Origin of the sequence: Propionivibrio sp. (assembly GCF_017995515.1) — a bacterium.
Taxonomy (GTDB): Bacteria; Pseudomonadota; Gammaproteobacteria; order Burkholderiales; family Rhodocyclaceae; genus Propionivibrio.
The window spans coordinates 22,328-37,337 of sequence record NZ_JAGOIT010000026.1 but is presented as its reverse complement, the minus strand read 5'-3'; the positions used below and the strand labels follow the sequence as shown (position 1 = coordinate 37,337).

The 15,010-nt window shown below is 64.6% G+C and carries 13 protein-coding genes and 1 pseudogene; 8 read left to right on the top strand and 6 right to left on the bottom strand.

Going from position 1 to position 15,010, the window contains the following annotated elements; genetic code table 11:
• Positions 1–188: hypothetical protein (locus KBA32_RS06285; RefSeq protein ID WP_294356604.1), on the bottom strand; the 188-nt coding region annotated here is incomplete at its 3' end.
• Here KBA32_RS06285 and KBA32_RS06280 point away from each other — a divergent pair.
• Both KBA32_RS06280 and KBA32_RS06275 read left to right on the top strand, forming a co-directional pair.
• Complete coding sequence (locus tag KBA32_RS06280) at positions 132–347, top strand: hypothetical protein (protein ID WP_294356603.1); 216 nt, start codon at positions 132–134, stop codon at positions 345–347. The two genes, KBA32_RS06285 and KBA32_RS06280, sit on opposite strands and share 57 nt — an antisense overlap.
• Positions 348–414: 67 nt before the next feature.
• Positions 415–633, top strand: a pseudogene (locus tag KBA32_RS06275) (transposase domain-containing protein); the annotation flags it as partial.
• A 150-nt stretch (positions 634–783) separates the two neighbouring features.
• On the opposite strand, the gene KBA32_RS06270 reads toward KBA32_RS06275, so the two are convergent.
• The 5 genes from KBA32_RS06270 to KBA32_RS06250 all read right to left on the bottom strand — a co-directional run bounded on the left by KBA32_RS06270 (position 784) and on the right by KBA32_RS06250 (position 5,027).
• Positions 784–1,947 (bottom strand): sodium ion-translocating decarboxylase subunit beta, encoded by a 1,164-nt coding sequence (locus KBA32_RS06270; protein ID WP_294356600.1) that lies wholly within the window; start codon positions 1,945–1,947, stop codon positions 784–786.
• 7 nt (positions 1,948–1,954) lie between these two features.
• Entirely contained in the window at positions 1,955–2,365 is a 411-nt protein-coding gene (locus KBA32_RS06265) for an acetyl-CoA carboxylase biotin carboxyl carrier protein subunit (RefSeq protein ID WP_294356598.1), read from the bottom strand.
• Between the two features lie 40 nt (positions 2,366–2,405).
• On the bottom strand, positions 2,406–2,948 hold the full coding sequence (locus KBA32_RS06260) for a hypothetical protein (protein WP_294356596.1): 543 nt from the start codon (positions 2,946–2,948) through the stop codon (positions 2,406–2,408).
• A complete protein-coding gene (locus KBA32_RS06255) occupies positions 2,945–4,492 on the bottom strand; it encodes an acyl-CoA carboxylase subunit beta (RefSeq protein WP_294356594.1) in 1,548 nt (515 codons plus the stop codon). The genes KBA32_RS06260 and KBA32_RS06255 overlap by 4 nt, the downstream gene beginning before the upstream one ends.
• A 328-nt stretch (positions 4,493–4,820) precedes the next feature.
• Entirely contained in the window at positions 4,821–5,027 is a 207-nt protein-coding gene (locus tag KBA32_RS06250; RefSeq protein ID WP_294356592.1) for a hypothetical protein, read from the bottom strand.
• A gap of 225 nt (positions 5,028–5,252) precedes the next feature.
• Between KBA32_RS06250 and KBA32_RS06245 the strand changes: the two genes are divergently transcribed.
• The 6 genes from KBA32_RS06245 (at position 5,253) to yccS (ending at position 14,927) form a co-directional block, all read left to right on the top strand.
• Positions 5,253–5,921: a sulfite exporter TauE/SafE family protein gene (locus KBA32_RS06245; RefSeq protein WP_294356590.1), complete on the top strand. Its 669-nt coding sequence runs from the start codon at positions 5,253–5,255 to the stop codon at positions 5,919–5,921.
• 21 nt (positions 5,922–5,942) lie between these two features.
• A complete protein-coding gene (locus KBA32_RS06240) occupies positions 5,943–8,372 on the top strand; it encodes a heavy metal translocating P-type ATPase (RefSeq protein ID WP_294356588.1) in 2,430 nt (809 codons plus the stop codon).
• 1 nt (position 8,373) lies between these two features.
• On the top strand, positions 8,374–11,202 hold the full coding sequence (locus tag KBA32_RS06235) for an EAL domain-containing protein (protein WP_294356587.1): 2,829 nt from the start codon (positions 8,374–8,376) through the stop codon (positions 11,200–11,202).
• A 2-nt stretch (positions 11,203–11,204) separates the two neighbouring features.
• Positions 11,205–11,411 carry a heavy-metal-associated domain-containing protein gene (locus tag KBA32_RS06230; RefSeq protein WP_294356585.1) on the top strand — a complete coding sequence of 69 codons (207 nt, stop codon included), beginning with the start codon at positions 11,205–11,207 and terminating at the stop codon, positions 11,409–11,411.
• Positions 11,412–11,468: 57 nt separating this feature from the next.
• Positions 11,469–12,629 (top strand): selenide, water dikinase SelD, encoded by a 1,161-nt coding sequence (selD, locus tag KBA32_RS06225; RefSeq protein ID WP_294356583.1) that lies wholly within the window; start codon positions 11,469–11,471, stop codon positions 12,627–12,629.
• Between the two features lie 108 nt (positions 12,630–12,737).
• Entirely contained in the window at positions 12,738–14,927 is a 2,190-nt protein-coding gene (yccS, locus tag KBA32_RS06220) for a YccS family putative transporter (protein WP_294356581.1), read from the top strand.
• Positions 14,928–15,010 lie beyond the last annotated feature (83 nt).

The window sequence follows — 15,010 nt, the reverse complement described above, 5'->3', positions numbered from 1 at the left end:
GCCGACGAAGATGCATCAGGGACCTTGATCGACTGAAGTTGTCTGTAGTCTCTTGAATGCCAGGCGGTAAAGAACTCGGCACTTTTCAAGGGCGGACCATCTCCCCGCATACGCTGCGCCACACGACCGCCATGCATCTGCTGCAGGCTGGCGTCGACCTCACCGTCATTGCCCTGTGGCTCGGGCACGAGAGTCCGGTAACGACCCATGGCTACGTCGAAGCTGATCTGGCGATGAAGGAGCGCGCCTTGGCTGCGATCGCGCCTCCCGAAACCCGACACGCGCTACCGGCCGACAGATGCACTGCTGAAGTTCATGCAGGCCCTTTGATTATGTGTAGCCGATAGGGCCGGGCCGTCCCAGATGGGGCGGCCCGCTCCCGGCGACTCAACATAATCGATGACTGGGCATAACCGCTGGAATTTTCTGTTTGCCGCTTCCGATGCCGGCGGCGAACGGGCCGCGGCCATCTACAGCCTGATCGGCTCGGTCAGACTCAACGGCCTTGATCCGGAAGCCTATCTGCGTTTCGTCATCGCGCGTATCGCCGAACAGCCGGTCCATCGCGTCGCCGAATTGTTGCCTTGGGTCGTGGCCACGCAGATTACTTCGCCGTCCGCCACTTCAGCCTGATTCCGCCTCCAACTTCAAGACGGCGATCACCGGACGCTTACCTTTCACCTCTATGTAAGTACGACCCGCCGGGCACACAAAAAAACGCGGCCCCGACGAGTTGTCGGGGCCGCGCTGTTTTCAGCTTTCAGTTTCTGAACAGGGCGTCGATCAACCGCCTAGCCGCGAGATGAAGTAACCGGCACAGACCGCCGTGCCGATCACGCCGGCGACGTTCGGGCCCATGGCGTGCATGAGCAGGAAGTTCTGCTTGTCGTACTGCGCGCCGACGACCTGCGACACCCGCGCCGCCATCGGTACCGCCGAAACGCCGGCCGAACCGATCAGCGGGTTGATCGGGTTGCTTGGCGAGAGCTTGTTCATCAGCTTGGCGAGCAACACGCCGCCGGCCGTCGAAACGGCGAAGGCGACGACGCCCATGACGATGATCATCAGCGTCTTGGTTTGCAGGAAGTTCTCTGCGCCCATGGTGAGGCCGACCGAGGTGCCGAGGAAGATCGTCGTGATGTTGATGATCTCGTTCTGCGCCGACTTGGTGAGGCGATCCACGACGCCCGACTCGCGCATGATGTTGCCGAGCATGAGCATGGCGATCAGCGCCGATGCGGGCGGGACGACCAGGATGACGACCACCATGACGACCAGCGCGAAGACGATACGTTCGAGCTTGCCGACGTGGCGCAGGGTCTGCATGCGGATCTTCCGTTCCGCATCGGTCGTTAGCCACTTCATGATCGGCGGCTGGATCAGCGGCACCAGCGACATGTAGGTGTACGCGGCGACGGCAATCGGTCCGATCAGATGCGGTGCCAGCTTGTTGGCGGTAAAGATCGACGTCGGGCCGTCCGCGCCGCCGATGATACCGATCGACGCGCCTTCTCCGGGCGAGAAGACACCGCTCATGACCGCGACGAACATGGTCATGAAGATGCCGAGCTGTGCGGCGGCGCCCAGCAGCAGCGTGCGCGGATTGGCGATGAGCGGGCCGAAGTCCGTCAACGCGCCGACGCCGAGGAAGATGATCGGCGGGAAGAGCTCGAGGTGGATGCCCTGCGAGATGTAGTAGTACAAGCCGCCGGGTACGTGGATCAGGCCATCGACGAACGGCTCGTTCAACACCCCCTGGGTCGGGATGTTGGCGAGCAGCGCACCGAAGGTGATCGGCAGCAGCAGTAGCGGCTCGAATTCCTTGACGATCGCCAGATAGAAGAGCACGGCGCACACGGCCCACATGATCACCATGCCGCCGGTGATCTGTGAGAAGCCGGTGGACTGGCTCATCATCAGCATGAATTGTTCAATGATTCCGGACATGGGAACCTCAGCTCAGTTGAACGAGAACCTGACCCTCGACGACCGCATCCGATTCCTTGACCAGGATCGAAGCGACGGTGCCGTCACAGGGGGCGTAAATCGGCGACTCCATCTTCATCGCTTCGAGGATCATGAGTTCCTGATCCTTGACGACGTGCTGGCCGACCGCCGTCGTGATCTTCATGACGGTGCCCGGCATCGGGCTGGTGACCGGAAGACCGCCGGCGACGGGCGCAGGTGCGACGGGCGCAGCAACCGGCGCCGGCGCTGGAGCTGCCACCGGAGCTGGTGTTGCGGCGATCGGCGCCACAGGGGCCGGCGTAGAGGGGGCCGCAGCCGGAGCACCGGCCACGGTGTCGAGCACCTCGACGCCGACTTCGTAGGTTTTGCCTTGCAGGGTGATTCTGAGCATTTTCATGATTGTTTTCCTGATCCCTATATTGACGCCGAGCGGTGGCTCAAAGCGCGTGTGATGTGTGGTGTTGAACGCGACCCTGGATCGACCAGGTCCAGTCCATGCTGCCGAGCGGCCGGAAGCTGACGACGGCGACGGCCTGGCCCAGGGCTTCCGTCGCGGCGACGGCCAGGATGGCCATCAACTGCTCGTCGGTCAGTCCCGGATGGATCGTTGCGGGTGCAGCGGGGGGTGTCGCAGCCGGAGCCGGTTTGGGTGCCGGTACGGGGGCGGGCGCGGGCGCCTTTGCCACCGGTGCCGACGTGTGACTTGCCTTGGCCTTGCCGTGGTACTGGTCGGGCGCGATCCTCTTGAGCAGCCAGCCGATCAGATAGCTTAGAACGGTCAGCGAACCGAGAACGACGAAGACGACGAGCAGGCCGGTGAACTGGAACTCGACAAGTTCACCGAGGGAGGCCTTTTCGCTGAATCCGCCCTTGCCGGCGCCCTCGGCGGCGATGACGGCTGAAGTGCCGGTCATCGCCAGGGTGGCAAGCAGCGCTTTGGCACGGCTGGCGATCTTTGGAAGAGAGGAATGCATTCTCATAGCGGCATCAGTCCATGTTTTTTCGGCGGACGGGTCAGCCGTTTGGTTAGCGAGATCCGCAGCGCCAGCGAGAGCTTGGTCTTGGTCTCCGACGGCATGATGACGTCGGTGATCATGCCGTGCTCGGCGGCCTGGTAGGGCGAAGCGAACTCCTTGCGATACTGCGCGATGAGTTCGGCTTCCTTGGCCTTGCGGTCCTCGGCGGCCTCGATCTCCTTCTTGTAGATCACCGCAACCGCGCCTTCGGCGCCCATGACGGCGATCTCGGCGGTCGGCCAGGCATAGACGAAGTCCGCGCCCATGTCCTTCGAGCACATGGCGAGGTAGGCGCCGCCGTAGGCCTTGCCGAGGATGACGGTGATCTTCGGCACGGTCGCTGCGGCAAAGGCGAACAGCATCTTGGCGCCGTGGCGGATGATGCCGCCGCGTTCCTGCGCCAGACCCGGCATGAAACCCGGCACATCGACGAGGATGACCAGCGGGATGTTGTAGGCGTTGCAGAAGCGGATGAAGCGTGCGCCCTTGTCCGACGAGTCGACGTCGAGCGTGCCGGCCTTGACCGGCGGCTGGTTGCCAACGATGCCGACGACCATGCCGTCGATGCGGGCGAAGCCGATCAGGATGTTCTTGGCGAACTCCTTCTGCACTTCGAGGAAGTCGCCGCCGTCGACCAGGCGTTCGATGACCTTGCGCACGTCGAGCGGCTTCTTGGTGCCCTCGGGAATCAGGTCGTTCATGCCCGGATCGTCGAAGTTGGCGACCTCGTTCGGGATGCGATGCGGCGGGTCCTGCATGTTGTTCTGCGGCAGGAAGGAGAGGAGCTTGCGCGTGATGTCGAGCGCATGCTTGTCGTCTTCTGCAACGAAGTGAATGTTGCCGCTCACCGAGGCGTGCGCGTCGGCGGTGCCGAACTGCTCGATCGGCGCTTCCTGGCCAGTGGCGGCCTTGATCACTTCCGGTCCGCAGATGAACATCTGCGCGCTCTTGCGCGTCATGATCAGGAAGTCCATCAGCGCCGGGCTGTACGCGGCACCACCGGCGCAGGGGCCGGCGATGATCGCGATCTGCGGCACCAGACCGGACAGCTCGACGTTGCGGTAGAAGACCTTGCCGTAGCCGGAGAGCGAATGCACGCCTTCCTGGATGCGTGCGCCGCCGGAGTCATTGATGGCGACGACCGGGATGCCGAGGTTGGCCGCCGTTTCCATCATGTCGCAGATCTTCTGCGAGTGCATGCGGCCGAGCGATCCGCCGGAGACCGTGAAGTCCTGCGAGAAGGCGGCGACCGGACGGCCGTTGACGTTGCCGATGCCGGTGACGACGCCGTCGCCCGGCATCTTCATGTGATCCATGCCGGACGTGTCGTGATCGACGTGCATGCCGGATTCCTGGAACGATCCGTTGTCGTAGAGTTGGTCAATGCGCTCACGGGCGTTGAGCAGTCCGCGCTTGCGGCGCTTCTCCTGCTTTTCGATTCCCCCGCCGGCGTTTGCCGCTGCACGGCGCGCGATCAACTCTTCCACTAGTTCATTGCGTATTGCCATTGACGCTCCTTGGCTGTTCTAAAAAAAGAAAATCCGGTGATCCAGTGCAGCGCGACGTTTTTCCGCAACGCTGCCGGTCGATTACTTTTCCTCAGGTCATTCTCCGATGCTGCGCCTGGATTTTCTTTTTCTTTTAATGACTTGTTTCCAGGTTTCAGATACAGGCGATTGCAAGTCCGATGATTGTTTTTGTCGCCTGCTTTCCTGAAATTCACCGGTCAGCGGCTGGGCTTGCGCACCGGGAAGAGTATAGGTGCGCCGTCGAGCGAGGGTCAATCGCCGATTTGCCGACAGAACGCGCACCTGGCTCGCGGCGGTGTCCTTCCGGTCAGTCCCAGCGCGCCTTCGACAGGAAGAACATGGCGATGCCGAGACCGGTCAGCACGACATCGCTCACCGGGATAAAGGGCGAGAGGAACAGCGCAATGACGAAGGTCGGGAGCGAGATGACGAAGGCGTTCGGGTAGCGCAAGCCTACGCAGAAGCGGACGAGTTGTTGCGGGAGAAATTTCGCGAGGCGGGGATCGACGCCCATGTGATTGAATCCTTGTGGTTGAGTTGGCAGTCAGGGAAGTGACGCATGTTATTGGGTGAGTCGCCCGCGTCCTGGCTGCGTGCGACTGTATCGGCAGTCGATGGGGCTGTCCAGCGCGGGGAACAGACGATCTCCCCTCGGGTGCGAGCGGACGCAGGTCGTTGTCCGCACTGGGTTAAACTCTCGCCTTTTACTGAGCTTCCGCCATTCTTGACTCGCCGACGCATGCCCGAATCCAGCTATCTATCGTTGTTCCTGATCGGCCTCCTGGGCGGTACGCACTGCGTCGGCATGTGCGGTGGCATTGTCGGCGCGCTGTCGATGGGGCAGGGTGGGCGCGTGTCGTTGCATCTGGCTTACAACGTCGGGCGTATCGTCAGTTACGCAGCTGCGGGCGCGATTGCCGGTGCCGTGGGCGGCGCCGGACTGGCGCTCTCCGGACAACTGCCCGTGCGCATCGCGTTCTTTATTGCCGCGAATCTCATGCTTGTGGCGCTCGGCCTGTATCTGATGGGTGTAACGCGCGTATTGCTCTTCACCGAACGTCTCGGACAGATCCTGTGGCGTCGCCTGCAGCCGCTTTCGCGGCGTTTTCTGCCGGCGCATACGGTGGCTCAGGCTTTCCCGCTGGGCCTGCTGTGGGGCTGGTTACCTTGCGGGCTGGTGTATAGCGCGTTGGTCACGGCCTTGACGAGCGGTTCCGCGGCTCGCGGTGCGGGGTTGATGCTGGCCTTTGGCGCCGGCACGCTCCCGAATCTACTGCTCGCCGGATTACTCGCCGCCCGGTTGAACGAGTACGCGACAAAACCGGTCGTAAGACTGACTGCCGGACTGGTTGTGCTTGCCTTCGGCCTGTGGGGGCTGAAGCAGGCAATCGACCTGGGGCTGGCCTGATGACTCCCGATTTTTCCTGATATGTCGAATCCCGATACCTCCTTCAATACTGAGTCGTCGCGCCGCATTGATTTGCCGATCGGTGGCATGACCTGCGCCGCCTGCGCTACACGCATCGAAAAGGTGCTCAACCGTCTGCCCGGCGTGCAGGCGAACGTCAACCTGGCGAGCGAGCGGGCGCGCGTCGACCTCGCGCCGGATACGACGTCGCCGCAGCAGGTCGTCGCCAGTATCGAGAAGGCCGGTTTTTCCGTGCCGCAGCAGACGGTTGAGCTGGGCATCGAGGGCATGACCTGCGCGGCGTGTTCGACGCGTCTTGAGAAAGTGCTCAATCGGCTGCCTGGCGTCGAAGCCGCTGTTAACCTGGCGGCCGAGCGCGCGCGCATCCGCTACGTGCCGGGGATTGCGGAACCGGCGGCCCTGATCGCCGCTGTCGACAAGGCCGGGTTCAGGGCACGGCTGGCGACCGATACCTCGCGTGAGGAAGAGAAGGCGAAGAAGCTCGCCGCCTACCGCGCCGAGTTGCGCCGCTTCTGGATCTCCGCCGCGCTGACGCTGCCGCTGGTGGTGCAGATGGTGACGATGTTTGGCGGCGATCCCGGGCATCACCAGGACGTCCTGCCGCGCTGGCTGCAACTTCTGCTGGCGACGCCGGTGCAGTTCTGGATCGGCTGGCGTTTCTACGACGGCGGCTGGAAAGCCCTGCGCGGCGGTGGGGCGAACATGGACGTGCTCGTCGCGCTCGGCACGACGATGGCCTACGTCTTCAGCCTCGTCGTCACGCTGTTCGGCTTCGCGCACCTGCACGTGTACTTCGAAGCCTCGGCGGCGGTGATCACGCTCGTGCTGCTCGGCAAGCTGCTCGAAGCGCGGGCCAAGGCCAAGACGACGGCGGCGATCGAGGCGCTCGTCCGCCTGCAGCCGAAGACGGCGCGCGTCGAGCGCGGCGGCCAGCTGATTGAAGTCGACGCCGGCCTGCTGATCCCCGGCGACGTCTTCATCGTGCGGCCGGGCGAGAGCCTGCCGGTCGACGGCGAGGTGCTCGACGGTGCGTCGAGCGTCAATGAGGCGATGCTGACCGGCGAGAGCATGCCGGTGGCCAAGGCAGCCGGCGACCGCGTCTTCGCGGCCACGGCCAACGGCGAGGGCATGTTGCGCTGCAAGGCGACCGGCGTCGGCGAACACACCTTGCTCGCCGGCATCATCCGCATGGTCGCCGAAGCGCAGGGGTCGAAGGCGCCGGTGCAGCGCCTCGCCGACCGCATCTCGGCGATTTTCGTCCCGGTGGTGTGCGCGATCGCGCTGGTGACCTTCGTCGGCTGGTGGGCTTACGCGGGCGACTTCGCCGAAGCGCTGGTCAACGCCGTTGCCGTACTCGTCATCGCCTGTCCGTGCGCGCTGGGCCTGGCGACGCCGACGGCGATCATGGTCGGCACCGGGCAGGGCGCGCGCGCGGGCATCCTCGTCAAGAACGCCGAGGCGCTCGAACGCGCCGAGAAGATCAAGGTGCTCGGCGTCGACAAGACCGGCACGCTGACGCGCGGCGAGCCGGTGCTGACCGACCTCGTACCGCTGGCCACGGCCGGCGACGAAGCGCTTCGCCTCGCGGCGGGACTGGAGCAGGGCTCGGAGCATCCGCTGGCGCGCGCCTTATTGCAGCGTGCGCAGGCATCGGGCGTGGCCTTGTCCAGGGTCAGTGATTTTCGCGCAGTCGCAGGCAAGGGCGTCGAAGGCGTTGTCGACGGGCGAAGCTTGCAGTTCGGCGCGCCGGCGTGGTTTGCCGACGTCGTATTGCCGCTGGATCAGATCAATGTGCTGCAGTCGGCGGGAAAGACCGTGGTCGTTCTCGTCGAAAAGCAGACGCCATTGGCGCTGCTGGCCATCGCCGATCCGTTGCGCGAGTCGTCACGTGCGGCGGTGGCGCGCCTGAAAGCGATGGGGCTGAGCGTCGTCATGCTGACCGGCGACAACGCGGCGACGGCGGCGGCGATCGCCCACGAAGCCGGCATCGACGACTTCCGCGCCGGCATCCTGCCGGGCGACAAGGCAGCAGCCGTCGAATCGCTGCGCGCCGCCGGACAGATCGTCGCCATGGTCGGCGACGGCATCAACGACGCGCCGGCGCTGGCCGCGGCCGACATCAGCTTCGCCATCGGCGCCGGTTCCGACGCGGCCATCGAAGCGGCCGACATGACGCTGGTGCGCAGCGACCTCGCCGGTATCGCCGACGCCATCCTGCTTTCGCGCGCGACGCTGGGCAAGATTCGCCAGAATCTTTTCTTCGCCTTCATCTACAACGTCCTCGGCATCCCGCTGGCCGCCTTCGGAATGCTCAATCCGGTGATCGCCGGCGCGGCGATGGCGATGAGTTCGGTGTCGGTCGTCTCGAATTCGTTGCTCTTGCGACGCTGGCGGCCGCACCGCGTAACAATTGAAGGCGCGCGGGACTGACATGGCACAAATCGCGGCCACGCCGAATGACGAATTCCTCTCCGATCTGCTCAAGGCCTCGGAGCACATCCTCTATCGCATCGATCTCGTGCGCGGCGGCTACGACTACATCAGCCCGATTGCCCTCGAAATATTCGGCGTCAGTTCTGAAGTGTTGTACGAACGGGGACTGGATTTTCTGCTCAACGAGCTGTTCGATCCCGTCGAGCGTGTTCGCTTTACCCGTCACATCATGGATTTGTGCCGGAATTCGCCCGGGCAATCGATTCGCACGCGACTGGAGTGCCGGCTGAAGAACAAGCGCGGTGAAGAGTTCTGGCATCAGAACTCGATGACGCTGGTGTCGAGCCCGGAAGGCAAGCCGCTGCTGGCGAGCGGTATCTCGGTCGATGTCACCGCGCGGCGACGGTCTGAGCTGGCCTTGCGCGAGAGTGAAGAAAAATACCGGGCGACGATGAACGCGGTGCCGGTCGGCGTGTTCGTGGCGCAGGACTTCAGATTCCATTTCGCGAATCCCAGGATGTGCGAGATGTTCGGCTATAGCCTCGACGAATTCACCCGTCGCCTCGGAGCGCTCGACCTGGTTCCGCCCGAGCAGCAGGGGACATTGTCCAAGGAAATTGGCCGCCGCGCCGTCGGCGAAGCCGGCGAACCCTACGAGCTTATCGGTGTGCGCAAGGACGGCAGCCAATTCCCGGCGCTGGTGCTCGGGCAGCCGAGTGTTCTGAACGGACGTCCGGCGTCGGTGGGTACGGTCATCGATCTGAGTTCGCAACGTCACGCCGAGCAGGCGCTGGTCGATTCCACCCGGCGCTATTCGTTGCTTTTTGAAGGCGTAATCGACGCGATCGTCGTTGCCGACGCGGAAAACGGCCGCATCATCGACGCCAATGTCGCGGCCGAGCTCCTGCTCAAGCGCCCGCATGAGGAAATGATCGGCATGCATCATTCGGCGTTCCGCGAGGAATCATGCGAAATCTTCGAGGAACACGTGCTGAATGGTCGAGAGGGCGTCGAGGAGACGGAAATCATCGACGCCGACGGCGAACGGGTCGCCGTCGAGATCAGTTCGAACACGATTGAAACGGCCAGCGGACAGAAGCTGAGCCAGTGCGTGATCCGCGACATCCGCCAGCGCAAGCACGACGAGATGGAGTTGAAGCGCGCGGCGCTTGTATTTGAAACAAGCCAGGAGCTGATCCTGCTGACCGACGCCGATTGCCGGATCATCTCGGTCAACCAGGTGTTCGAGGAAATGACCGGCTATACGCCGGACGAAGTGATCGGCCAGAATCCGCGCCTGCTTTCTTCCGGCCGCCACACGCCGGAGTTCTACGCCGCCATGTGGCAGGCGATCGGCAGCCGGGGCAAGTGGCAGGGCGAGGTGTGGAACCGGCGCAAGAGCGGCGACGTCTTCCCGGTCTGGCTGACGATCAGCGCGTATCGCGACGCGCAGGGCAGGGTGCTCAACTACGTCGGCGTCTCGTCCGACATCTCGGAGCGCGTCGCGGCGCAAGAGCGCATCCGGCAACTGGCTTACTTCGACTCGCTGACCCACCTGCCCAACCGGCGGCTTCTTCAGGACCGTGCCGAGCAGGCGCTGGCCAGCGCCGAACGTGAAGGGAAGCAGGTCGCGCTGCTCTTCGTCGATCTTGACCACTTCAAGACGATCAACGATTCGCTCGGTCACTCGATGGGCGACCGCGTGCTGACGGAGGTCTCGCAGCGCCTGCAGAGTTGTGTTCGGCGCATGGATACGGTTGCCCGACTCGGCGGCGACGAGTTCGTCGTGCTGCTGACCGACGTGACGATCGAAGGCGCGACCGAAGTGGCGCGCAAGCTGATCCGGCGCGTGGCGCGACCGTACCAGATCGAGAATCACGAGCTCGGCGTGACGCCGTCGCTCGGAATCAGCGTTTTCCCGCAGGACGGGCGCGATTTCGAAGCGCTGCTCAAGCATGCCGATACGGCGATGTACCGCGCCAAGGAGTCCGGGCGCAACGGTTATCAATTCTTCGCCAGCGAGATGAACGTCGCGGCGCTTGAGCGGCTGATGCTGGAAAACAGTCTGCGCCAGGGGATAGAGCGCGGCGAATTCGTCCTCCATTACCAGCCGCAGATCGATCTGGCGAGCGGCCGCATCGTCGGCGCGGAGGCGCTGGTGCGCTGGCGGCATCCGCAGCTCGGCCTGGTGCCGCCGGGCAAGTTCATCCCGGTGGCCGAGGTTTCCGGCCTGATCGTGATGATCGGCGAATGGGTGCTGGGCGAAGCGTGCCGGCAGAACCGCGCGTGGCAGCAAGCGGGTCTGCCGGCGATCAGCGTCGCCGTGAACATTTCGGCCGTGCAGTTCCGCAGCGGGCGCATCGAGGACAACGTGGCCACCGTCCTGGCCGATACCGGGCTCGCGCCCGAGCTGCTCGAACTTGAACTCACCGAAGGCATCGTCATGGTCGGCGCCGACGCGACGGTGGCGACGCTGCAGCGGATTTCGGACATGGGCGTCAAGCTGGCGATCGACGATTTCGGGACCGGCTATTCGAGCCTGTCCTACCTCAAGCGCTTCCCGATCGACCGGCTCAAGATCGACCAGAGTTTCGTGCGCGACATCGTCACCGATACCGATGACTGGGCGATTTCTTCGGCCATCATCAGCATGGGGCACAGCCTGCGCCTGCAGGTGATCGCCGAAGGCGTCGAGTACGCCGAACAGCTTGAAATGCTGCGCCGTCAGGGCTGCGACGAGGTTCAGGGTTATTATTTCAGCGTTCCGTTGCCGGCCGACGACTTTGCCGTGCTGTTGCGGCAGCAAAAATTTCTCGTAAAGGATTGAGCATGCAAGAGATCGTGATCGGCGTTGGCGGCATGAGCTGCCAGGGCTGCGTGAAGAATGTAACCGGCGTTCTGCAGGCGCTGCCGGGCGTCGAACGTGTCGAGGTGTCGCTCGAAGCTGCCCGGGCGACTGTCGTCTTCGACCCGGCAAAGGTCGGCGAGGCGCAGTTCAAGGACGCGATCGAGGGTGCCGGTTTCGACGTCATCTGAGCGCGTAGTCGCCCGCGGTATCCAGATTTTCCCCATTGTCTTGTTGTCCCGAAATCCATGATCAAGAAGAAAGAAAGTCCGGCAGCTGAGCCGGCACCCGCGCCGGCATCGACCGAGGCGCCCGCTCCGATCCGCCTGACCTCGCTCTCGCACGGCGGCGGCTGCGGCTGCAAGATCGCGCCCGGCGTGCTCGAAAAGATTCTCGCCAAGACGGCGCCGTCACTCGTGCCGCCGCAATTGCTCGTCGGCATCGAGACGAGCGACGACGCGGCGGTGTATCAGATCAACGACACGCAGGCGATCGTCGCGACGACCGACTTCTTCATGCCCATCGTCGACGATCCCTTCGACTTCGGCCGCATTGCGGCGACCAACGCGATCTCAGACATCTACGCGATGGGCGGCACGCCCCTGTTCGCGCTGGCCATCGTCGGCATGCCGGTGAATACGTTGCCGATGGACACGATCCGCCTCATCCTCGAAGGCGGCGAGTCGGTCTGCGCCAAGGCCGGGATTCCGATCGCCGGCGGCCACACGATCGACTCGGTCGAACCGATCTACGGCCTCGTCGCCATCGGCCTCGTGCATCCGGCCAACCTGCGCCGCAACAGCGGCGCGCGGCCGGGCGACAAGCTGATCCTCGGCAAGGGGCTGGGCGTCGGTCTGTACAGCGCCGCGTTCAAGAAGAACCTGCTGGCGGCGCACGACTACGCGACGATGATCGCCTCGACCACGCAGCTCAACACGCCGGGTTCGGCGCTCGGCTGCCTCGCCGGCGTGCACGCCATGACCGACGTGACCGGCTTCGGTCTGCTCGGCCACCTGGTCGAGATCTGCAAGGGCTCGGGGGTCGCCGCCGAACTCGACTACGCGGCGCTGCCGATCCTGCCCAACGCGCTCGACTACGCGGCCAAGGGCTGCATCACCGGCGCCTCGGCGCGCAACTGGGCGGGCTACGGCGAACACGTCGTACTGGATCCCGGCCGTTTCGGCGACGTCGAGCGCGCGCTGCTCACCGACCCGCAGACCAGCGGCGGTCTATTGATCGCCTGTGCGCCCGAGCTGGCGACCGAGGTACTCTCGATCTTCCTGCAGCAGGGCTTCGAGCACGCCGCGGTGATCGGCGAAATCGTGGACGGCGAACCGCAGGTGCGCTTCACGCATCCGCCGAAGGCTCGCTTCAAGTTCTCCCTGCCGTCGCCTTTCAAGAAGGCGTAGGTTGCCGTGATGGGCGTGGCGCACGTTTGCGCCACCGCCGGCACGCTCGACCAAACTGGAATAGCGGAATAGCGCCTTCTTTGCGGCGATGGGGAGTCAGTAAACGTGATGTTCAAGAGCATCGGCTGGGCGCTGTGGCGCCAGGGGCGGATCCGCCAGACCTTCGCCATCAGCGTGCGAACGAGCGTCGCTTTGCTCGGCGTGATGCTCGCGTGCTTGGCGTTGGGGCAGGTGAGGGCGGCGATTCCCCTGCTGCTCGGCGTGATCGCCAGCGCGCTGGCCGAGACGGACGACCACTGGCGCGGTCGCTTGGTCACGCAATGTCTGACGCTTTGCTGCTTCGCGGCGGTGACGCTGGCGGTGCAGGCGAGCTTCGATCACCCGCTCGGGCTGATCGGCGTGCTCGCCAGCGCGGCGTTTCTGTTGACCCTGATGGGCGCGCTGGGCGACCGTTACCGGACGATGGCGGCCGCCACGCTGATCATGTCGATTTACGCGGCGCTAGCATTGCAGCCGCACGGAGAAAATCCGGTCGCTGTGAACCAGATCGCCTTGCTGCTCGCCGGTGCGGCGTGGTACGGCGTGATTTCGGTCGCGTGGTCGGCGGCTTTCCCGATGCTCGCCGTCGAGCAGAACATGGCCCGGCTCTACGACGCGCTCGGGCACTATCTGGAACTCAAGGCGCGGCTGTTCGAGCCGGTGCGCGGGATCGACTTCGAACGGCGCCGGCTGGCGCTCGCGCTGCACAACGGGCGCGTGGTGGAGGCGCTCAATGCGACCAAGGAGAGCCTGTTCAGCCACCACCGGCGTGCGGCGATGAGAGATATGCCGGACTGGCTGGCGCTTTCGCTGCACCAGTTCTTCGTCGCGCAGGATCTGCACGAGCGGGCGAGTTCCTCGCACGAAAACTACGAGTTGCTGGCCGAGCGCTTTTTTCACAGCGATGTGCTCTATCGCTGCCAGCGCGTCCTGGGTCTGGTCGGGCGCGACTGCCGCTCACTGGCCGAGGCGATTCGCCTGCGTACTCCCTGGCAGCGCGATGCCACGACGCCGCTGGCCGTCGAGGCGATGCAATCGGCCGCCACTTTCGCGGGTGAGCGCCTTCGTGCGGAAGACGCCGCCGGGCTGCGCGCACAGCAGGCCTTGCGCGCGCTGGTGACCAACCTCTCGGCGATGGACGAGGAAGTGGCCGGCGTCATGGCGCGGGCGGTTCATCGCATGCCGGCCGATACGGCGCTACAGGACACCGCAACGCGCAGTTGGTCGCAGGTGCGCGCAAGGATCGGGGCGCACCTCAACTGGCGCTCGCCGGTCATGCGCCATGCGATCCGTCTGCCCCTGGCGTTAACCGCCGGCTATGTGTTGATGCGCACGACCGCGGACAGCTATGGTTTCTGGATTCTTCTGACCATCGTCTTCGTGTGCCAGCCGCAATACGGCAGCACGCTCATGCGCCTGGTCGAACGCGTCGGCGGCACGCTGCTCGGGCTGCTCATCGGCTGGGCGCTGCTGCGACTGTTTCCATCGCCCTGGGTGCAATCGGGCTTCGTCGTTCTTGCGGCTGTGCTTTTCTTCATCCTTCGCACGCAGCGCTACGCGATGGCGACGGCCGCGATCACCGTCTTCGTCCTGCTCTCTTTCAACCAGGTCGGCGACGGCTTCGGCGTGATCGTGCCGCGCCTGCTCGACACGCTGGCGGGTAGCCTGATCGCCGGCCTCGCCGTGCGACGTATCCTGCCGGCGTGGAACTCGCCGCGTCTGCCGGCCCTTGGTGCGGCCGCGCTGCGCGCGCAGCGACGCTACTTCCTTGCCATCATGGGACAGTACGGCGTCGTCGGAAAGGAAGACGACCTCGCTTACCGGATCGCCCGGCGCGACGCGCACAACGCCGATGCGGCATTATCCGGCGCCTTGTCGGCGGCGTATCTGGAGCCGGAACGCGTGCGCAGCAAGACCGACGCCGGTACGCGTTTCCTCGTGCTGGCGCATACCTTGCTCAACTATCTTTCCGCTCTCGGTGCGCACCGCAACGCCGAACACGCGCCGCTGGACGACGCCGTGGCCGCCGCCGATTATCTGGCCGACGCGCTGGAACGCCTGGCCGCGACCCTCGAATCAGGGCAGCCGCTGCCGGCGTCCTTGCTCTGCCAGGAGACCATCGATCGCTACGCGCTCACCTGTCCATCGGACGGTGCGCAAGAGGCCGAGATCCACCGCATCCTGCGCAGCCAACTCGTTCTCGCGTTGCGTCTGCTGCCGCCCTTGCGTGAGGCCGCTGACACGCTACATGCTGCGTAGCTTGAGGACGTGAGCAGCCTGTCTGGTCTTGATCAGCGAGTGGGCCCGGCTACAGGATTCCCAGGATCAGGCCGATGCCGACG